The following is a 20,013-nucleotide window of genomic DNA, read 5'->3' as shown; positions in this document are numbered from 1 at the left end:
CCTTCAATTACTTTCTAATCTATATTTATCTTTGAAGAAGTTGTTTAATTTTTCAAGAGATTTTATTAATATCTCTTCCTCTTCTGCGTTTAAACCATCTATAGTTGCGTGTACCATATGAGAATGAAATTTTTCATGTATTCTATACGCAAGCTTTCCTTTTCTATTAAGTGCAATCATTACTGATCTTCTGTCTTCTTCCCCTCTTTTTCTATCAACATACCCTTTTCTTAGTAGTTTATTGATAGCTGTTGTAAGAGTACCTACAGTAATTCTAAGATCTTGAGCTACTCGTGACATAGTCCTGTACTTATACATACCTATTGCCGCAATAGTATGTATTTCTGTTATAGATATATCTTTAAGTATACCTTCTTTGAGTGCCTTCTGTTCTATCTGTGATATGTCACTAAAGGTCTCTACTAAAAGTTCATTTACAACCCCAACAGATTTCCTCATATTTATCACCATTTCCCAAGCCTTAATTTTAATATACTTTAATTTTAATATACCTTGATTTTCATATACTTTGATAATCAAAGTATATCTGTGGGATGGTCATTTGTCAATATTTTTACCAATATTTTGCAAATATGAGGTTTAAATGTTTACACAATAAAATCAGAAAACGCGTTCAGCCTCTTCTACTAATTCAATCATAAGTTCTTTAACTGAAACAATTTTTTTTACTCTATAGGCATTACTTCCTACAAAAATAAGTCCTTTATCTAAGTTTCCTTTTACTGCTTGTATAAGAGCTTCAGTAATACAATAAGGTGTAGTCTTAGGATCACACTTCTTAATACATAAATAACACTTGCTTACTTTGTATCCATTCAACTCAACATCTTTCATGAAATTATTGTTAATCGCTCTTCCAGGCATGCCTACAGGACTTTTCACTATCTTTATGTCTTCTTTTTTTGAATTAATATATGCCATTTTAAAAGCTAAACTAGCATCACATTCATACGTCGCCACAAATCTAGTAGCCATTTGTACCCCAGCTGCACCTATTTTCATTAATTCCGCAATATCACTGCCAGTATATACTCCACCAGCCGCTACTACAGGAATTTTTTTATTATACTTTTCTTCAAAAGGCTTAATTGCTTCTATAACTTCTTTAACTATTTGCTTTAAATCTTGGGCTTTTTTCTCAAGTAGCGATTCTAAAGAGAAACCAAGATGTCCTCCAGCCTCTGGCCCTTCAACCACAATTAAATCTGCTGCGACATTATTTTTTCTATCCCACATTTTCGATATAACTGTAGCTGCCTTTGCAGATGATACTACAGGTGCAAGTTTTGTTTTATATCCTTTAGCTAATTTAGGTAAATCAAGTGCAAGTCCTGCACCAGATATTATTAAATCTATACCTTCTTCTAGCGCAACATTTGTTAATTCATCATAATTATTCATAGCTACCATAATGTTTATCCCAATAATACCCTTAGGACTTAATTCTTTAGCACGCCTAATTTGATTTCTTAGTGCTCTTTTGTTAGCTTCCTTTGCATTAGTTGCAAAGTCTTGTTCATTAAATCCAATTTGAGCAGTAGATATTATCCCAATTCCACCTTCATTTGCAACAGCTGATGATAGATTTGAAAGAGATACCCCTACACCCATACCGCCCTGAATTATAGGAATTTTTGCTATTAATTCTCCAATTTTTAAAGGAGGTAACTTCATAATTATCCTCTCCCTTTGCTTTAATTTTCACCTAGTTTGATAGTCAAAGTATATATATTTTTATATTCTATGTCAAGACAAAAATCATCTTACACCTTCTTTAAACCGTTTTTTTATAACACAATTTGGCATTTATTTAAAGTTTCATCATTCCTATCTTTAAATAATTATTTACTATATTAATATTTATTCATCATCAGTAATAATTATATTATAACAAAATTATTATTGTTTTATACTTGTGAATATAGTTTCAAAACTTAGAAGTATATAAATTTATTGATATGTACAATATAATTGCATGTAAATAAGCAATTCTAAAAAGTGACATACTTAACTAATTATCAGAAATTTTTATAGGTATAATATAGATTTCGAATAAATATTATATATATATATTCACTAAAATAATCATAAAAAGGGGATAAAATATGTTCAATATTATTAAGGTAAATAGTAAAAAAAATTTTGCTGCTCTTATTATTAGCATTTTACTAGCGGAAGGAATAGGTGGTTTAAGTGGTTTTTTAAGTATGGACGTTTCTAACACCTATCAAAATTTTAATAAGCCTTTTTTTTCACCTCCTGGTTGGATTTTTCCTATAGTATGGACAATACTATTTTTTATAATGGCTGTAGCTTCTTATAGGATTTGGATGATTGGCAAATCTGGGATCAATGTGAAAAAAGCGTTAGTTTTATATGGTATCCAGTTATTTTTAAACTTTTTTTGGTCAATTATATTTTTTAGATTTAGACTATATGCAATAGCCTTTTTAGAGTTGCTTCTATTATTAGTATTCATTATTTTAACTACTTTCGAGTTTTATAGGATAGATAAGACCTCATCTTATCTTATGATTTCATATGTTGCTTGGGTATCTTTTGCCGGAATTTTAAATTATACTATATGGATACTCAATTAAATCATCTCCTGCGGAGCTGTAGTATAACGACTTCAGAAGGAGATTTAAATTCCCAATGAAGTTTTATTTTGCTAGGGTAGTTAACTACCACTTATAGAAGTAGGAGACTTTCCTTCTGAAATGTCGTTAAAATTTTTTCAAAATCATTAAATAATGTTTAAAGAACCTATGTAGCTACTAAGGGCTTTACTAGGTTCTTTAATTTATATACGCCACTAAATTAACAAGGAGGATATATGAGCTCAAATTACATAGTAAAACAAATAACAAGCCTTTATAATAGTTGTAATAAGTGCGGACTTCCTACTATAAATTGCATCTGTGATAAAACACCTATAATAAAAACCAATGCAAAAATTTGGATTTTATCTACAGAAAAAGAATTTTACAGGGCATCTAATACCGCAAGACTTCTAGAAATAGTTAATCCAACTTCAACAGAAATCTTCCTCTGGGAAAGAACTAAAACACCTACGAAATTAATAGCTAATTTAAATAATAGTATATATGAACCTTTCTTATTATTCCCTATAGAAAATTATGAAACAACAAACCGAGAAGTTGAATATAAAAATACAGGTAAAATCCCTGCATTTATTATTATAGATGGGACCTGGAAGGAAGCTAGAAAAATTTTTAGGAAAAGTTCTTATTTAGAAAAATTACCAATTGTTTCATTAAAACCAAATTTTAAGTCTAAGTATGACTTAAGGCGGGGCGCTGTAGATGGTAATTTATGCACAATAGAATCAGCAATACAAGTATTAAAAATGAATGGTGAAATATGGAATTCACAAGTGGTAGATAAGTTTTACGATTTGTTTTTAAGAAGCTACAAGGCAGGATCAAGTGGCCACAAACTTGTATCTTATAATAATGATTAAAAATTCAGCAAAAAAAACATACGTCACTTTTCAAAAGTGACGTATGTTTTTTATAAAACAATTATCTTTTATTCATATTATGCAGTTACATTATCTGCTTGTGCTTTTTTTTCTTTTATATATTTTTGTGCTTTATCTGCATGCCCCTTCATTAATACTGATGTGACTAAGAATATAAGTAACATTCCAGCAAGCACAATTACATCTTTTGTAAATACTCCATAATCAATACCTGATATTACTTCTCTTAATCCAGATACTGCATAAGTAAATGGCATAATTGGATTTAGAACTTTAAACAAATTAGGTACAATTTCTATTGGGAATGTACCCGCGCAAGATGTAAGTTGAAAAATTAATAATACAATTGATAATAATCTTCCTAATTGCCCTAATAAGAATACCATACATTGAATAATCGCTATAAATACATATGCTAAGAAAATATTAAATAAGAAATATAGCAGTACATTATCCGGTCTAAGACCTAGTAACATTACCGCTCCACTTGCAAGAACAGCCTGCATAAATCCTATTGCCCCATATGATAAGAACTTACCCGCTACAACAGACGCTGGGCCTGCTCCAATATCATCATCTACTTTATCCGTAATTACAAAGAACATCATTAACGCTCCTACCCATAATGATAATGGAATAAAGTATGGTGTAAACCCTTCACCATAAGTTTTAACAGGATCTATAGCTTTCTGATCCATAGCTACAGGTTCTGAAAATGCCGTGGCCATAGTTTTAGTATTATTTTTCAAGCTACCATTAAGGTCATTGTAACCCTTTGTTGTCTTATCACTAAGTTTTTTAGAACCAGTTGCTAATTTTGTCATGCCAGCATCTAATTTATTAGAACCTAAATATAACTTATTTACCCCATCTGTAAGAGCAGGTAATTTACCATCTAAAGTACTAATTCCTTGTGTAATTTGAACTGATCCATCATTTAATTTTGATGTCCCATCTGCTAGTACTGGCATCTTTTGATTAAATTGTGTTAAACCTAATGATAAAGCTCCTGAACCCGTCGCTAACTTCTGCACTCCTCCAGTTAGAGTTGGAATTTTAGCATTAAGCTGTGAAAGTCCTCCTGACAAAGCTCCTGAACCTGTCGCTAACTTCTGCACTCCTCCAGTTAGAGTTGGAATTTTAGCATTAAGCTGCGAAATTCCTCCTGACAAAGTTCCTGAACCTGTCGCTAACTTCTGCACTCCTCCAGTTAAAGTTGGCATATTCCCATTAAGTTGTGAAAGCCCTTTTCCAAAATCATTATTCATACCCGCATATAGTTGATCTAGACCTCCACTAATTTTAGCTGCACCTTCTGCTGCTTCACTTGTTTTTTCTGCAAAAGTTCCAGCTCCTATTGAAAATTGATCTGCACCTTGTGAAAATCTTTGTGAACCTTTTACAAAGTCCAAAGATCCTTTCTCTAATAGCGTAGAGCCTTCTGCCACCCTATGCGCAACAACTTTAAGTTCTTTCATCTTCGCTACATTTTTTTCATCAGTAGCATTTTTATTTAATGCATTTATAGTAGCTAAAGCTCCTTGCATATTTGCATCTTTCTTCGAGTCTGGATTGGCTTGTACATATGCTTCCAGCTTCTCATTTGCTTGTTGCAATGCTGCTTGAGACTTTTTACTATTATCTACTACACCATCTACTCCACTAGCAACTCCTGCACTTCCATTTTTAAGATCACCCATGCTGCCTTTCATTTTATCATATCCATCATTAAGCTCTTTTGATCCACTGTTTAAACCAATTGATGCTTTTTTTAACTTATCTGATCCACCTTTAGTTGCTCCAAGTCCTCCAGCAAGCTCTGCTGTTTTTTCTTTAAGTGTTTTAGTTGAAGGTAATATTTTTTTTGTATATCCCTCATTAAGCTTTTGTACCCCTATAGCCATATTGGGTACTTGCTTATTAAGATCCAATAACCCATTATTTAACTTAACTGCACCATCATTAAGTTGTTTTACTCCTGTTCCCATAGCTGGCACTTGCTTATTAAGATCTGATAATCCAATATTTAGCTTATTCGCACCACTATAAAGTTGTAAAACTCCAGTTCCCATAGCTGGCACTTGCAAGTTAAGATTGGTTAACCCATTATTTAACTTATCTGCACCACCATGAAGCTTATTTACTCCACTTACCATTGCAGGCACTTGAGAATTAAGCTCGCCTAGTTTACTAGTCAATGTAGTAGAACCAATTAATAATTTTCCTACACCATCCGACATTTCTGGAACACTACCATTAAGTTTTCCTGTTCCATCTTTTAACTGACTTGTACCCTTCTTTGATGCAATCAAACCATCACTAAGCTTTTTGTTCGCATCAGAAGCTTGCTTCATACCATCTTTAATTACATATAAATTATCAAATACTACTGTTGTATATTCCTTTGTCATATTTTTTGTTAATTCTGCTTTAACCTGATCTAATACCTTACCATTAATTTGTGCTGCTAGAAAATTTCTCTTTTCATTTGCACTGTATAATATTCTAGCTTGTTCTGGTTTTCCTTTAGTCGCGCTTAAAGTATTTTTCGAAAAATTTTCTGGGATTACGAACATAGCATAATAATTCTTGCCCTTAACTCCAGCTTCTGCTTGTTTTTTTGTAACAAACCTCCACCCCACTGCTTTCTTCTTTTTAAGATTGTCTACTAAATTTTGACCATAATTAACTTTTTTACCATCCTTTATACTTCCATTATCTTGGTTTACCACCGCTACAGGCATATCCGCAATCCTAGCATACGGGTCCCAAAAAGCATCAAGATAAAGCAAACTGTATAAAAGTGGGACTACAATAATTGCGATTACAGATACTCGTATAAATCTATTTTTAATTATACTTGAAATATCTCTTCGAGCCACTTTTAAAAAATTCATATTATCACCTTTTCCTTTATAAGTAATTATTTATTATAACAAATTTATTAAATATATACGTCAACTGACTGGTCAGTTTATACGCATATGTTTATTTTACATTTTTTTATTATAAAGTCAATATATTTTTGATAAATAAAAAAATATATTGACCATTTTTTTATAATTTAATATAAACAAAAAAAAACAGCGAGATATTCTATTTTTAAGAATCATCTAACTGAATTTTTTATTTTATTCCATTTAATAAACGATAAATGAAATTATCTGTAACTTCATCTAATTTCATACTATCATTTTTTATAACATTATAAATTGCTACGGATACTAACTCTCCAAAATACATGTATGTTAAAAAAGAAGACTCACATTTTCTTATAGTACCATCCTCCATAGCTTTGACTAAAAATTTTTCAATATCTTCCATATACACCTTTAGTAATTGCCTAAGTTCAGAATGTCTTATTTTTCCTCCCCAAGCTTGACTCATTATAACTTTAAATAAATCTTTGTTTTCACATACTAATCTTAACTGGTTTTTACTTAATTCCCTCAATTTATAAGAATAATCGCCCTTACCTATATTAATATTTTCTATTTGCTGTCTCAGTAAACTTACTCCCTCAGTAATTATATATTTAAAAACCTCATCCTTACTTTTGAAGTAATAGTAAACCGTACCTTTAGCTACTCCTGCATTTGCTGAAATTTCATCCATAGTAGCTCCATCATATCCATTTTTTGAAAATACTTTAATTGCTGACTGAAATATATCTCCTTTTGTTTTATTCATTAGCACACCTCAATTGTTTAAATTTCATCTTATGCTACTATTTTAATCTTAACTTATCAACAAGTAATTAGAATGTTTTATAAATTGTTAAAATTAAATATCCAATTTTTATTTTTTGGAAAATATTAAATAATTCACACATTTATACACTTAGTCTATTCTTTTATGGAATATATATCTATAGCAAAAATAAATATTAATTTAAAATCAACAAGTGAACCTATTATTTAATAACTTTATAATACTTAGCAACTAATCATTTTAAAAATATTGTGGATTAATATATCAATAATGGATATACTATGATTTATAAGTTGTTAAAATTCATAATTAAAGGGTGATAATATGAGAATACCAAACCATATCGGAATAATTCCCGATGGAAACAGAAGATGGTCTGTAGATAATGGTTTATCTAAAGATAAAGGATACACCTTTGGATTAGATCCTGGCTTGTCACTGTATAAACTTTGTAAAGAAAAAGGTGTAAAAGAAATAACCTATTATGGTTTTACTACCGATAATACCAAAAGACCAGCATTACAAAGAGAAGCTTTTGTTAAAGCTTGCGTAGATGCAGTAAGACTTCTAAGTACACAGGATGCTGAATTATTAGTAGTAGGAAATAGTGACTCACCTATGTTTCCTAAAGAACTACTTCCATACACCACCCGTAAAACCTTTGGCAATGGTGGTATAAAACTAAATTTTCTCGTAAACTATGGTTGGGAATGGGATTTAAGCAATCTTTCTCAAAATAAAAGTAGTAAAAGAACTAATATACTTAGTTGCGTAAAGAGCAATCAAATTTCTAGAGTAGATTTAATAATTCGTTGGGGTGGACGAAGGCGTCTTAGTGGATTTCTACCAATACAATCTGTCTATTCTGACTTCTATATTATAAATGACTATTGGCCTGACTTTAAACCTGAGCATTTATCAAATGCCCTAAATTGGTACAATGAACAAGATGTAACCCTTGGTGGTTAAGGCATCTTTAAACAAATAACTAGTCCTTATACTAGTGTATTTTTTTAAGGTGCCTTAGTTAATTTAAGTTGTTTCAATATAGGTATAGGTTTTCAAATAAACTGTATCTATTTTTTTATATTTTAAAATATGTTATTATTAAATATAATTTTACTTTATCTTCTTAAAGGAGTTTTTTCATGATTAACAAAAATAAATTGCCTTAAATGTATGTATTACTATATTACTTGGGATGCTTTATACCCAAAAGGTTGTAAAATTTATGGTTTTAAATCTTCAAACCTGCCTTCAATATTAGTAAATCAATCATCCGGAGTATCATGCAATAAATTCTCACCAAAATGAACTAATTATTTTGTGTGAATTATTATCTTCTTTTCTTCTAATATAAAACGTATAGATAAAAGTATAAGAGTTATGCCTATAACTATATGTTTTATACTTTTATTATATACTAATCTATAAACCTTTTGTCTTGCTCAACTATCTCATACGCATTGGGCTGAACTTCTTCTTGGATTATGCTACCATCATCATTTACCCCTGTAATTATTGTAGGTATATTTACTAGGATACTATCTACACCTTCAGTATTAACATATCTATTTAGTCCATCTTTAAATTTTTCTTCTTCATTATTGTCTAATTCTGTTCTATTCATACTTTTCAAAATTCATCCCTCCTTTAAAACATATTTTCTACTTATAGGAATAATTTTATTCATATATTTATTTTCATTTTATGTATTTTTATGAATTTATAGTAACCATAAGTATAAGTGTTGTAATTAGTAGAATTCTGATCTTTTAATACTCATTTAAAATATCAAATATTATACCTCTTCATATGCTTACTTAATATTATGTTTATAGCAAATATTGTTTATTATCCAATATTTTTTTTATTAGTAACTTTAACTATATGGTATACTATAGGTTGAATAATAAAATTTTTATAGACTAAGATATTAAACATAATTTATTATATTCCTTGCAGATATAAACTCAATTATTAATTTTAAATCATAGTCCTATATTATAAAAAGAAAGGTAGTGACTTTATGAGCACTTTCATGTTTAAAAATGAAAATTATAAATATACTCCTGTGAGTAATATTTTTATAGATAAGTTTATGCCAAAGGCTAGAGGAGAATTTGTTAAAGTTTATCTTCTTGGTTTAAAATATTGTACATCTGGAGAAATAGGTGCTACCTCTTCAGTTATAGCAAATACCCTTGGACTTTTAGAAACTGACGTTGTTAATGCTTGGAACTATTGGAATGATGAAAATCTAATTAAAATGACCCCCATTGATAATATGGGTAACTATAATATTGAATTTTTAGATTTATTAGATGTTCCTGAAGAGAATGTACAAAATATAAACTTACTTGAAGAGTTAACAAATTCATCAATAAAAGGTATGCTTCAAGACATCGAAAAATTATTAGCTAAACCTCTTTCGCCAAAAGAAATGACAATGTACCTTAGCTGGCAAAAGGATTATAATTTTCCACCAGAACTAATATTACTTTTAATTCAATATTGTGTATCAAAAGGTAAAGTTGATTACAGGTATATTGAAACTGTTGCAATTGCATGGCATGATGCTAATATTAAAAATATTGAGGATGCGCAGTCTTATATAAAAAAACATGAGGATAAATGGATAAGTATAAGAAAAATATTAAATTATTTAGGAATAAAAGCTCCTGAAATAATGAAACCTCAAGAACAATTATTAGATAAATGGTTAAATGTTTATAAATTTTCTTTAGAAATTATATTCAAAGCCTGTGATATATGCTTTGATAGGCTTGGTAGAGCTGATTTCAAATACATCGATGGAATTCTAAACAGCTGGTTTAAAGATGATATAAAGTCATTAGAGGACATAGAGAAAAAAGATAAAAAAAGATTGATTACTACTAAGCGTAAAACTGCTGGTGGTAAACCTGCAAAGGGAAGTTTTAATGATTATGAACAAAGAGCCTATGACTTTGACGAACTAGAAAAAAAATTGCTAGGATGGGATAAAAATGATTAAAGGTTATCAAACCAAAATATTAGCTATGTATGATCAAATAAGACAAACAGAGGAATCTGATTTTAGGAAAAGGAAAGCTCATATAGAAAAAACTCATCCTGAAATTATTGGACTCGATAGGAAAATAGGTAAATTGTGTATAGAACTATCTATTAGTGCCTTGAAGAGTATTGATAATAGAGAGGAGTATCTACATAATTTAAAGGAAAAAATAATGGATTTAAGAGTGAAGAAATCTGAACTATTGGTTTCTAACGGTTTTGATATGGAATACTTAAACCTACATTATAGATGTAGTAAATGCCGTGACACTGGATTTATCGGTAACAAAAAATGTTCATGTTTTAAACAAAAGGTTATAGATGTTTATTATACTGGATCTGAGTTAAAAAACATGTTAAAAACCAACAATTTCGATAATTTCAAGTTAGATTACTATCCTTCTAGAAAAAGTGAACTCCAATCAGAATCACCAAAAAAAAACATGGAAAAGATTTTATCCAAATCTATGAACTTTTTAAAAAATTTCTATACAACTGATGAAAACTTATTATTTTACGGAAGTTCAGGTACAGGAAAAACGTTTTTGTCTCATTGTATTACAAAAGAGCTAATTGATAAGGGTGCTTTCGTGGTGTACAGGACTGCCGAAGAATTAATAAGAGCTTTAAAGGACATCAGATTTAATAATAATACCTCTTTAGAAGAACTTTTAATAGATTGTGATTTACTTATTATAGATGATTTGGGTACAGAGCAGCTTTCAGATTTTAACAAGGCAGAAATGTTTAACTTACTTAATACCAAATTATTAAAACAAAAGAAAATGCTAGTGTCCACTAATTTAACACTTGAGAGTTTACTTAAGACATATTCAGAAAGAATAACATCTAGATTAATGGGTAATTTTACACTTTGTAAATTTTTTGGCGATGATATAAGAATAAAGAAAAATTTAAGTAAACCAAAATAATAAGTGCTTTTTATTATTTAAAATATATAATTGAATTCTATTTGAATTCAATTTTTTAAACAAATAAAAAAAGTCCTAAACAAATGTTTAGGACTTTTTGGAGCTGGCAATAGGAATTGAACCTACAACCTGCTGATTACAAGTCAGCTGCTCTACCGTTGAGCCATGCCAGCAAAAATGGCGACTCAGAAGGGACTCGGACCCTCGACCTCCGCCGTGACAGGGCGGCACTCTAACCAACTGAGCTACTGAGCCATATATGGTGGGAACAACAGGGTTCGAACCTGTGACCCTCTGCTTGTAAGGCAGATGCTCTCCCAGCTGAGCTATGCTCCCATATATGTATTATTGGTGACTCCTAGGGGAATTGGACCCCTGTTACCACCGTGAAAGGGTGGTGTCTTAACCGCTTGACCAAGGAGCCATATTAAGTTTTTAATAATATTTATATTATTAAAAACTTAGAATTATCTTAATTATAAAGCATTTTATTTACTATTAAAAACATGGCGACTCAGAAGGGACTCGGACCCTCGACCTCCGCCGTGACAGGGCGGCACTCTAACCAACTGAGCTACTGAGCCATATGTGGTGGGAACAACAGGGTTCGAACCTGTGACCCTCTGCTTGTAAGGCAGATGCTCTCCCAGCTGAGCTATGCTCCCACATATGTTTTTATGGTGACTCCTAGGGGAATTGAACCCCTGTTACCACCGTGAAAGGGTGGTGTCTTGACCGCTTGACCAAGGAGCCATATTCGTTATCGCTTTATATATTCTGTACTTCGCTCTCACAACCCGACATAAACTATAATACCTAATATCTCTTAAAGTGTCAACATATTTTCTTGTTTTTTTTATTTTTTTTTTATATATTACAAAAATGGAGTAAATTTAATGGTTTTAAGTTGTTATATATTTACTTTTTACAATGTAATCACTTTATAATTTACAAATTTAACATATATTATATTTTTTATAAAATAGAATATATTTTTATGTTCAAGTTACATCTTTTAGAGTAAACTTATATATAACCCAATTAACATTACAAATACAATTTTTACTCGAAGGGAGCGATTTTTTGAAACATTCTCTTATAATAATCGGTGGAGGTGCCGCTGGATTAACCTCTGCACTTATTTCAAAAAACATGGGAATAAATGTGGGAATAATTGAAGGAACAGATAGAATAGGTAAAAAAATATTAACAACCGGTAATGGAAGATGTAACATTAGCAATTCAAATATTGATAGTTCCAGATACCACAGTGAAAATCAATATTTTTCAAAACATATATTAGATTCTTTTACAGTAGATGATACTAAAGACTTTTTCAGCAATTTAGGAATACCTTTGGTAACACTAGATGGCGGTAAAATGTTTCCAATGTCCATGCAAGCGTCATCCGTATTAGATATATTTCGTTTTTCTATAGAAGAGAAAAACATTCCTGTATACATAAATACAAAAGTTAAAAAAATTATAAAAGAAAAAAACGTTTTTAAAATTTATAGTTCAAATAACAGTATATATGAATGTGAAAAGTTGATTATTGCAACAGGTGGTAAATCCGCACCTAAGACAGGTTCTGATGGATCCGGTTATGCGTTGGCTAAACAATTAGGGCACACTATTATTCCTCAGGTACCATCCCTTGTACAGCTTAAATTAAACTATGGTAGGCTAAAAGCTTTGTCAGGAGTAAAATTTGATGGTTATGCGCAAATATCTATAAATGATAAGTGCATTCAAAAAGAATTTGGTGAAATACTTTTCACTGACTATGGTATTTCTGGGCCTCCAATTCTTTCACTTAGTAGAATTGCATCATATGAATTATCTAAAAATAATAAGGTTTCTTTAAGTATTGATATGTTACCTACTATTAACTTTGATGATTTAAAGAAGTTTTTAAACAATCATTGGTTATTATTTAAAAATAGAAGTCTTATTGATTCATTAATTGGTATAATTAACAAAAAAATTATTCCAATCATCCTAAAGCAAGCTAAAATAGATGATATTCATAAACCATGTTGTAATCTGCAGATAGAAGAAAAAAATACTATTTGTAGTTTGTTAAAACAATGGAAATTTGAAGTTTCAGGCACTAATTCTTTTTCAAATGCCCAAGTAACAGCAGGTGGAATTAATACAAAAGAAATTAATGATAAAACTCTGGAATCTAATATTACTAAGAATTTATTCTTTGCTGGTGAAATATTAGATGTAGATGGTGATTGTGGTGGTTTCAACCTTCAATGGGCATGGAGTTCTGGTGCTGTTGCTGGAAAAAATGCTTCTAAATAGATTTTGTTATATAATGCTATAATAAAAGGATAAATTGCTTTGATTTATCCTTTTATTGCATAATATAAGAAAAATATATGATTTATAGAATTGATTTTATTTGTACCTCCTATACCCAGATACTTTCCAAAAGCGTTAGCTCAACACCCTTTTCGTTTATGATTCTGTGTCTACATATCGTTTTATCAACTTCTTTTATAACCTGCGTGCTTACCTTTATAATTTCTCCATATGTTGTTTCCTTCTCATAAGTTACCTTTATGTTCCTTAGTTCATAATTTACTACTATATCCTTAGGTACTGTCTCTAAAGCCCATGCAGCATATTTAACGTTGTTTACATGCATATTTGTATCAATATCACTATACCTAACATCAAAACTTTTTTCTCGATCAACTTTAGATATAGATAAAATGTTTTCAATATCTATAGGTGCGTTATTATTTGCATCTATACCATAAGCTTCATTTATATCTTTTGTAATTCTCATCGGCCTTCTTCTATCTGTATTTATTAATATCCAGACTGAATTAGCCTGCCCTACCATATTATTATTTGTGTCAAAAATCTCATATTTTCTATAAGCGAAAAATTTATTTGAAGAATATGCAAAAGTTTTCACCTTTATAATTTCATTTAATAACGGATATGAATTCATTGTTATATCCCATTTGTATAATACCCAAGCAATTTTATTTACACTAAGATAGTCAATACCAATATTTAATCTTTCACTTTGATACATTGCCATATCTTCAAAATAATTCATGATACTTGTCATCAATACCTTTTTATGAATATCTACTTCATAATAGTGAATGGTGTAATCCCTATCTATAACTTTTAAACTATTTATCATACTATCACTCCTCATTTTTTATGTATATTTAATAAATATTTTTTTCTATGTAATTATTTTCAAATACGTGCTAAAATGTTCTTGTCAGTATTCACTGTGAAACTGAACTAAAAATAAGGATTATAAATAGGTCGACTTATATCCTTATGGAATAAGAGCGGAGGGAAAATATGATTAACAATACTATTAAACTAAAACGAATAAAAACAAGTGAACTAACAACTATTGGTATGCTATCAGCTGTTTGCATAGTCCTTGGGCTAACTGGATATGGTTTTATTCCACTTCCTGGTGCCAAAGCAACTATCATGCACATTCCTGTTATTATAGGTTCAATAATAGGTGGCCCAATTGTCGGAATGACTATTGGTTTCATATTTGGATTATTTAGCATTATGCAAAACATAACAGCTCCCAATATACTATCTTTTGCTTTTATAAATCCTTTAGTATCTGTATTACCAAGAGTTCTTATTGGTCTTACTTCTTATTATGTTTATAAACTATGCTATGTTAAAAACGATAGTATAAGAATTGGACTTGCAACTGTTGTCGGTTCTATAACTAACACTTTTGGGGTTCTTACTATGATATATATTTTGTATGCGGCTAAATTCGCCACTAGTAAAGGCATAGACCCATCTATTGCTGCAAAAACTATTTATGGTATAGGTCTAATAAATGGTGTCCCTGAAGCCATTATAGCTACTATAATTACCATACCTGTTATACTTGCAATTAAAAAAATAAAAAGAAAATAAAATAAGACACTTAGCATTTGCTAAGTGTCTACTTTTTTATACGTTTAATGCAGCTATTAATTCATCTATATTGAGACCATGAACCATTGATGCTTCTTCTAATGTTTCAGCTTGTGCTGAAGGACAGCCTACACATCCCATTCCAAAGTTCATTAATATTTGAACAGATTCTGGACTTTGTCTTACAACTTCACCTATTGTCATATTCTTAGTTATTTTCATATTTTCTACCTCACTTTACGTTAATTTATACTCATCATATTAGAGAATAAACAATAAACAAATATAAATATTTATTTAACTATAATTCTCATTCTCATTATATTATAGATAGTTTCATTTTACTAGTACGCACTTTTTTAATCTTTAGTATACAGTTGTATACCTTATTATAATTTCCTATAACATAAGAAACATACATGTTATAGGAAAATTTATATACATATAATATTAATTTTATATTTCAGTTAACACCATTGTTTGATCTCTTTTAGGTCCTACTGAAACTATTGAAACTTTAACACTTGTAAAGTCTTCAATTTTCTTTAAGTATATTTTTGCATTTTCAGGAAGTTCATCATAACTTCTTGCATCAGCTATGTTTTCATCCCAACCATCAAACTCCTCATATACTGGTTCGCAAGTTGCCAAATCCTCAAGGCTTGCTGGGAAATAATCTATAACGTTACCCTCAAATTTATATCCTACACAAATTTTAATTTTTTCAAGTCCTGCTAATGTATCTATTTTAGTTACAGCAAAGCTAGTAAGTCCTGAAACCCTTGCTGCAGATTTTAATATAACAAGATCAAGCCATCCGCATCTTCTTGCTCTGCCTGTGGTTACTCCAAATTCAAAACCTTTTTCACGAATCCATTCTCCTGTTTTATCATTAAGTTCTGTTGGAAATGGTCCTTTTCCTACTCTTGTAGTATAAGCTTTTGCTACTCCTACAGCACTTGTTATCATAGTTGGCCCTATTCCTGCTCCAATACAAACTCCGCCTGCAATAGTATTGGATGAAGTTACAAAAGGATATGATCCATAATCTATATCAAGTAAAGTTCCTTGTGCTCCTTCAAATAAAACATCTTTGCCTGCTTTTATTGAATCGTAAACTTTAACTGATATATCCTTTACAAAAGGTCTCATTTTTTCTGCATACTCTAGATACTGTTTATATATAGTATCGAAATCTAAAGCTTTTCCACCTAAAACTTTAGTTATTATATTATTTTTAATTAATAAATTAGTTTTAAGCTTTTCTTTTAAAACATCTTTTTTCATTAAATCACAAACTCTAATTCCACTTCTCTCAACCTTATCAGTATAACAAGGGCCTATACCTTTTTTTGTAGTTCCTATATCATTTTTACCTCTAGCTACCTCATATAAATTATCTAATGCTTTGTGATAAGGCATTATCACCTGTGATCTATCACTTATTATTAATCTATCAGGAGTTATCGTTTCCCCTAACTCTTCTAAGTATTCAATTTCTGTAAATAAAGCTTCTGGATCTACAACAACGCCATTGCCTATTACATTGAGTTTATCTTTATACAATATTCCTGATGGTATTAAATGAAGTTTATATTCTTTATCTCCTACAACTACAGTATGACCTGCATTATTTCCGCCTTGGAATCTGACTACAACGTCTGCTCCCTGCGCAAGATAATCTGTCATTTTTCCTTTACCTTCGTCTCCCCACTGGGCTCCTAAAACAATAAATGCTGACATATAAGTTCCTCACTTTCTTCCAGTCCACAATAAAATATTTTAGATGTTTACATTAAAACTTTTATTGCTTTCTATGTTTACTTTATATTTGAATTATACACTTTTAATGCTCATATAACTAATTATTTAAGTTTATAGCTCTTTGTCTTCTTTCTGAGCTATATCCCTTGCTACAACTACTCCTGTTGCTGATACTTGCATTAATCCTCTAGTTATTCCTGCCCCATCTCCTATTGTGTACAAATTATCAATAGATGTCTCAAACTTATTATTTGTACTAAACTTACTAGAATAGAACTTCACTTCTACCCCATATAATAATGTGTTTTTACTATATAATCCCGGTGCTAACTTATCAAAAGCCTTTAATGCTTCCACAATAGACGTTAAATGCCTTTGGGGTAATACAAAACTTAAATCGCCTGGTACCGCAGATTTTAAAGTGGGCACCGTAGTAGATTTAGAAAGTCTTGAATAATTTGTCCTTCTTCCTTTTAATAAATCACCCAATCTTTGAACCATTATTCCTCCGCCTGTTAACATGTTACCAAGCTCTGCTATATATTTTCCATACCCAATAGGTTGATTAAAGGGTTCTGTAAAGCTTGTAGATACAAGCATTGCAAAATTTGTATTAGTTGTTCTAAGCTTTTGGTCTGAATAACTATGACCATTTACAACTGCAATCGTGTTATCGTCATAATATTCAGCTGAAACTACTCCACCTGGATTCATGCAAAATGTCCTAACCTTATTATCAAATGTGTCTGAATAATAGACTAATTTTGCTTCGTATAAATCCTTTGTTAGATGATCCATAACAGAATTAGGAACCTCAACTCTTACTCCAATATCGACTGCATTATTTGTAACTTTAATTTTATGTTTCTTAGCTTCATTTGCAACCCACTCAGCACCGCCTCTACCTGGTGCTGCTACAACGTATTTTGCCTTAACCTTAACAGTACCTTCTTTGGTCTTAACCAATATTCCAGTAGCTTTATTATCTTCTACTAATATTTCTTCAACTTCACTAAGTTCAATAAATTCTGTATTTGTATTATCAATTAAATGATGGTACATAGATTTTAAAACTTCATATGCAAGTTCTGTTCCTAAATGCCTTACTGGACATTCAACAAGACGAATGTTATGTTTACTTGCTTCATATTTAATTTCTTCAACTTTATCTGTATTAAGTCCATATACCTTTTCATTTGCCCCAAATTTTATATATATATTATCACAATATTTTATTAATTTTTTTGATTCATCTTCAGAATAGTATTCAAGAAGTCTTCCACCAACTTCTGGGCTTAGAGAAAGTTTACCATCTGAGAAAGCCCCAGCACCTGCCCAACCGAATGTTATTCCACAAGGATTACATTTTACACATTTACCAGTAACTCTCGCAGGACATTTTCTTTTTTCTATATTTCTTCCCTTATCAACTATAAGTACACTAAGTTCAGGTTTTTTGTTAGAAATCTCTAGTGCTGTAAATATGCCCGCTGGGCCAGCTCCTACAATTACTACATCGTAAAAATCTTTCATTTATATACCCTCCCGTATTTCTCTGGGTTAAATAACAATTATTAATTGTTGTGTTACTTCTGTTCTCTGTAGCAACATGTATTATTATTGGTTACCATACTCCTTAATAATATCAGAGCAGTATAAACCAGTCAATATAAAATGCGAATATTATTATTATTTTTTAATTAATAGTTCGTGTATTTAGGCGTAGGAACAAATAAATACACCTGCTCAGATCTACTAAGTAAGTGTATTTATATATTGAAACCCTTTATCCTATTACTTCTTATCTGTTATTTTACAAAACTCTTGTAAACATTTATATTATCTAAAGACCTTATTCTTTCTGAAAATTTTCCTTCTTTAGTATTGCCTAATGCCTTATTCATATCATACATTCTCGCATCCATTATATCTAAGTGATGTAACATTTCAGCTTCTGGTATCATAGGTTTTTTAGGACTTCCATATTCTGCTTCGTAATGATGAGCAAGCACCATATGCTGTAGTAACACGGATACTTCCTTATCAGCTTTAACTTCAATACTCGCCGTTTCTATCATCTTAATTCCTTGAACTATATGTCCTAAAAGTTGTCCTTCCACTGAATACTCACTTACAATTCCGAGTTCACTAGCATTCATTTCATATATCTTGCCAATATCATGAAGTATTATACCTGCATATAATAAATCTGTATTTAAAAAAGTGTATATTTCACTTAATTTTTCGCCTGCCTTAAGCATAGTTGTTGTATGGTATAAAAGTCCCGATCTTATCGCATGGTGGTTAGACTTAGCTGCTGGATAATGCATTAACTTTTTTTCATTATTGCTAATTATGTTCGTAACTATATTTTGAATATCTGTATTTTTAATTTTTGATAAATAATTTAAAATATCATCAAACATTTCTTCCGGTGAATAAGGTGCCACAGCAACATAATCGCAGATATTCACTTCATCTTTTTCCTCAGCTAATCTTATTTTTTCGATTTTTAACTGAAGTTTTCCCCTCCACTCATTTACGTTGCCCTTAATTTTAACTAAAATACTTTGCTTAAATGTATTTTCTAGTTCATCATTACACTCCCAAAGTTTTGCATTTATATCTCCTGATGCATCTCCTAAATTAAAATCCATATATTTATTTGTATTACTATTATTAGAAACCTTGATATCAACTGATTTAATGATAAAAAAACTATCAACTTTATCTCCCTTTTTTATTTCACTTATCTTCTTCATTTCCATATTTATCTCCTTATACTGTATTAAATTAGATAACATAGCTCTTATATATTTTCAATTATACATCATTATTGTTTATATTATTAATTTAATTAACTCCTTCTTGTTATAATCATGGTTATAAATATTTTTATATAATCAAATATAAAAAATGAATGTACAATTTTAATAAAATCATACATTCATTAACAAATTAAATTTAAATAACCTATACTATGATTAAGCCACAAAAAGCTATATTTTCTCCGGTAGGAGTTAAGCTATTTCAAATTTTAGGCTATGCCTCTTGAAAATATTGTAAATTAATATGAAAATTTCAATAAAA

Annotated in this window: 17 protein-coding genes and 7 tRNA genes; 7 read left to right on the top strand and 17 right to left on the bottom strand. The window is 30.2% G+C overall.

Going from position 1 to position 20,013, the window contains the following annotated elements; genetic code table 11:
* Positions 1-3 precede the first annotated feature (3 nt).
* A complete protein-coding gene (locus KPL38_RS10255; protein WP_216289038.1) occupies positions 4-459 on the bottom strand; it encodes a MarR family winged helix-turn-helix transcriptional regulator in 456 nt (151 codons plus the stop codon).
* Positions 460-621: 162 nt separating this feature from the next.
* Complete coding sequence (locus KPL38_RS10250) at positions 622-1,695, bottom strand: NAD(P)H-dependent flavin oxidoreductase (protein ID WP_216289037.1); 1,074 nt, start codon at positions 1,693-1,695, stop codon at positions 622-624.
* Positions 1,696-2,126: 431 nt separating this feature from the next.
* Between KPL38_RS10250 and KPL38_RS10245 the strand changes: the two genes are divergently transcribed.
* Positions 2,127-2,621 carry a TspO/MBR family protein gene (locus KPL38_RS10245; RefSeq protein ID WP_216289036.1) on the top strand — a complete coding sequence of 165 codons (495 nt, stop codon included), beginning with the start codon at positions 2,127-2,129 and terminating at the stop codon, positions 2,619-2,621.
* Positions 2,622-2,857: 236 nt separating this feature from the next.
* Positions 2,858-3,505: a tRNA-uridine aminocarboxypropyltransferase gene (locus KPL38_RS10240; protein ID WP_216289035.1), complete on the top strand. Its 648-nt coding sequence runs from the start codon at positions 2,858-2,860 to the stop codon at positions 3,503-3,505.
* A 77-nt stretch (positions 3,506-3,582) separates the two neighbouring features.
* On the opposite strand, the gene KPL38_RS10235 is transcribed toward KPL38_RS10240, so the two are convergent.
* Positions 3,583-6,423, bottom strand: coding sequence for a YhgE/Pip domain-containing protein (locus KPL38_RS10235; RefSeq protein WP_216289034.1), 2,841 nt, complete (start codon positions 6,421-6,423; stop codon positions 3,583-3,585).
* Positions 6,424-6,652: 229 nt separating this feature from the next.
* Entirely contained in the window at positions 6,653-7,216 is a 564-nt protein-coding gene (locus tag KPL38_RS10230) for a TetR/AcrR family transcriptional regulator (RefSeq protein ID WP_216289033.1), read from the bottom strand.
* A gap of 345 nt (positions 7,217-7,561) precedes the next feature.
* On the opposite strand from KPL38_RS10230, the gene KPL38_RS10225 reads away from it, so the two are divergent.
* On the top strand, positions 7,562-8,206 hold the full coding sequence (locus KPL38_RS10225) for an undecaprenyl diphosphate synthase family protein (RefSeq protein ID WP_216289032.1): 645 nt from the start codon (positions 7,562-7,564) through the stop codon (positions 8,204-8,206).
* Positions 8,207-8,660: 454 nt separating this feature from the next.
* Here KPL38_RS10225 and KPL38_RS10220 read toward each other — a convergent pair whose 3' ends face one another.
* A complete protein-coding gene (locus KPL38_RS10220; RefSeq protein WP_216289031.1) occupies positions 8,661-8,876 on the bottom strand; it encodes a hypothetical protein in 216 nt (71 codons plus the stop codon).
* A 390-nt stretch (positions 8,877-9,266) separates the two neighbouring features.
* Between KPL38_RS10220 and KPL38_RS10215 the strand changes: the two genes are divergently transcribed.
* Together KPL38_RS10215 and KPL38_RS10210 are read left to right on the top strand one after the other, a co-directional pair.
* Entirely contained in the window at positions 9,267-10,253 is a 987-nt protein-coding gene (locus KPL38_RS10215) for a DnaD domain protein (RefSeq protein ID WP_216289030.1), read from the top strand.
* Positions 10,246-11,226 carry an ATP-binding protein gene (locus tag KPL38_RS10210; protein WP_216289029.1) on the top strand — a complete coding sequence of 327 codons (981 nt, stop codon included), beginning with the start codon at positions 10,246-10,248 and terminating at the stop codon, positions 11,224-11,226. Before KPL38_RS10215 ends, KPL38_RS10210 begins: the two co-directional genes overlap by 8 nt.
* Before the next feature lie 98 nt (positions 11,227-11,324).
* On the opposite strand, the gene KPL38_RS10205 is transcribed toward KPL38_RS10210, so the two are convergent.
* From KPL38_RS10205 to KPL38_RS10175, 7 genes are all read right to left on the bottom strand, one after another.
* A tRNA-Thr gene (locus KPL38_RS10205) sits at positions 11,325-11,399 on the bottom strand.
* 5 nt (positions 11,400-11,404) lie between these two features.
* Positions 11,405-11,481 (bottom strand) — tRNA-Asp (locus tag KPL38_RS10200).
* A gap of 5 nt (positions 11,482-11,486) precedes the next feature.
* Positions 11,487-11,562 (bottom strand) — tRNA-Val (locus tag KPL38_RS10195).
* A 13-nt stretch (positions 11,563-11,575) separates the two neighbouring features.
* A tRNA-Glu gene (locus KPL38_RS10190) sits at positions 11,576-11,650 on the bottom strand.
* An 83-nt stretch (positions 11,651-11,733) separates the two neighbouring features.
* Positions 11,734-11,810 (bottom strand) — tRNA-Asp (locus KPL38_RS10185).
* Positions 11,811-11,815: 5 nt separating this feature from the next.
* Positions 11,816-11,891 (bottom strand) — tRNA-Val (locus KPL38_RS10180).
* A gap of 13 nt (positions 11,892-11,904) precedes the next feature.
* A tRNA-Glu gene (locus tag KPL38_RS10175) sits at positions 11,905-11,979 on the bottom strand.
* Positions 11,980-12,309: 330 nt separating this feature from the next.
* On the opposite strand from KPL38_RS10175, the gene KPL38_RS10170 reads away from it, so the two are divergent.
* Complete coding sequence (locus KPL38_RS10170) at positions 12,310-13,539, top strand: BaiN/RdsA family NAD(P)/FAD-dependent oxidoreductase (RefSeq protein WP_216289028.1); 1,230 nt, start codon at positions 12,310-12,312, stop codon at positions 13,537-13,539.
* A gap of 109 nt (positions 13,540-13,648) precedes the next feature.
* Here KPL38_RS10170 and KPL38_RS10165 read toward each other — a convergent pair whose 3' ends face one another.
* Positions 13,649-14,398, bottom strand: a complete 750-nt coding sequence (locus KPL38_RS10165; RefSeq protein WP_246577904.1) for an acyl-[acyl-carrier-protein] thioesterase — start codon at positions 14,396-14,398, stop codon at positions 13,649-13,651.
* A gap of 170 nt (positions 14,399-14,568) precedes the next feature.
* On the opposite strand from KPL38_RS10165, the gene KPL38_RS10160 reads away from it, so the two are divergent.
* Entirely contained in the window at positions 14,569-15,159 is a 591-nt protein-coding gene (locus KPL38_RS10160; RefSeq protein ID WP_216289027.1) for an ECF transporter S component, read from the top strand.
* Positions 15,160-15,195: 36 nt separating this feature from the next.
* Here KPL38_RS10160 and KPL38_RS10155 read toward each other — a convergent pair whose 3' ends face one another.
* The 4 genes from KPL38_RS10155 to KPL38_RS10140 form a co-directional block, all read right to left on the bottom strand.
* Positions 15,196-15,381: a DUF1858 domain-containing protein gene (locus KPL38_RS10155; RefSeq protein ID WP_216289026.1), complete on the bottom strand. Its 186-nt coding sequence runs from the start codon at positions 15,379-15,381 to the stop codon at positions 15,196-15,198.
* A gap of 234 nt (positions 15,382-15,615) precedes the next feature.
* The gene (locus KPL38_RS10150) at positions 15,616-16,902 is read right to left on the bottom strand and encodes an adenylosuccinate synthase (protein WP_216289025.1); all 1,287 of its coding nucleotides are present in this window, start codon (positions 16,900-16,902) and stop codon (positions 15,616-15,618) included.
* A gap of 132 nt (positions 16,903-17,034) precedes the next feature.
* Positions 17,035-18,456 (bottom strand): NAD(P)/FAD-dependent oxidoreductase, encoded by a 1,422-nt coding sequence (locus KPL38_RS10145; protein WP_216289024.1) that lies wholly within the window; start codon positions 18,454-18,456, stop codon positions 17,035-17,037.
* Between the two features lie 275 nt (positions 18,457-18,731).
* Positions 18,732-19,691 carry a 3'-5' exoribonuclease YhaM family protein gene (locus KPL38_RS10140; RefSeq protein ID WP_216289023.1) on the bottom strand — a complete coding sequence of 320 codons (960 nt, stop codon included), beginning with the start codon at positions 19,689-19,691 and terminating at the stop codon, positions 18,732-18,734.
* Between the last annotated feature and the right edge of the window lie 322 nt (positions 19,692-20,013).

The sequence above is a fragment of the Clostridium psychrophilum genome (genome assembly GCF_018861705.1).
Classification (GTDB): Bacteria; Bacillota; Clostridia; order Clostridiales; family Clostridiaceae; genus Clostridium_AD; species Clostridium_AD psychrophilum.
The sequence above is the reverse complement of the archived record's forward strand: the minus strand, read 5'-3'. Positions and strand labels throughout refer to the sequence as shown.

What these genes read in the sequence shown, in the direction of transcription:
- KPL38_RS10160 (WP_216289027.1), top strand. Translation starts at nt 14,569, where the DNA reads ATGATTAACAATACTATTAAACTAAAACGAATAAAAACAAGTGAACTA.
- KPL38_RS10145 (WP_216289024.1), bottom strand. Translation starts at nt 18,456, where the DNA reads ATGAAAGATTTTTACGATGTAGTAATTGTAGGAGCTGGCCCAGCGGGC.
- KPL38_RS10250 (WP_216289037.1), bottom strand. Translation starts at nt 1,695, where the DNA reads ATGAAGTTACCTCCTTTAAAAATTGGAGAATTAATAGCAAAAATTCCT.
- KPL38_RS10255 (WP_216289038.1), bottom strand. Translation starts at nt 459, where the DNA reads ATGAGGAAATCTGTTGGGGTTGTAAATGAACTTTTAGTAGAGACCTTT.
- KPL38_RS10225 (WP_216289032.1), top strand. Translation starts at nt 7,562, where the DNA reads ATGAGAATACCAAACCATATCGGAATAATTCCCGATGGAAACAGAAGA.
- KPL38_RS10140 (WP_216289023.1), bottom strand. Translation starts at nt 19,691, where the DNA reads ATGGAAATGAAGAAGATAAGTGAAATAAAAAAGGGAGATAAAGTTGAT.
- KPL38_RS10230 (WP_216289033.1), bottom strand. Translation starts at nt 7,216, where the DNA reads ATGAATAAAACAAAAGGAGATATATTTCAGTCAGCAATTAAAGTATTT.
- KPL38_RS10155 (WP_216289026.1), bottom strand. Translation starts at nt 15,381, where the DNA reads ATGAAAATAACTAAGAATATGACAATAGGTGAAGTTGTAAGACAAAGT.
- KPL38_RS10215 (WP_216289030.1), top strand. Translation starts at nt 9,267, where the DNA reads ATGAGCACTTTCATGTTTAAAAATGAAAATTATAAATATACTCCTGTG.
- KPL38_RS10235 (WP_216289034.1), bottom strand. Translation starts at nt 6,423, where the DNA reads ATGAATTTTTTAAAAGTGGCTCGAAGAGATATTTCAAGTATAATTAAA.
- KPL38_RS10210 (WP_216289029.1), top strand. Translation starts at nt 10,246, where the DNA reads ATGATTAAAGGTTATCAAACCAAAATATTAGCTATGTATGATCAAATA.
- KPL38_RS10240 (WP_216289035.1), top strand. Translation starts at nt 2,858, where the DNA reads ATGAGCTCAAATTACATAGTAAAACAAATAACAAGCCTTTATAATAGT.
- KPL38_RS10150 (WP_216289025.1), bottom strand. Translation starts at nt 16,902, where the DNA reads ATGTCAGCATTTATTGTTTTAGGAGCCCAGTGGGGAGACGAAGGTAAA.
- KPL38_RS10245 (WP_216289036.1), top strand. Translation starts at nt 2,127, where the DNA reads ATGTTCAATATTATTAAGGTAAATAGTAAAAAAAATTTTGCTGCTCTT.
- KPL38_RS10165 (WP_246577904.1), bottom strand. Translation starts at nt 14,398, where the DNA reads ATGATAAATAGTTTAAAAGTTATAGATAGGGATTACACCATTCACTAT.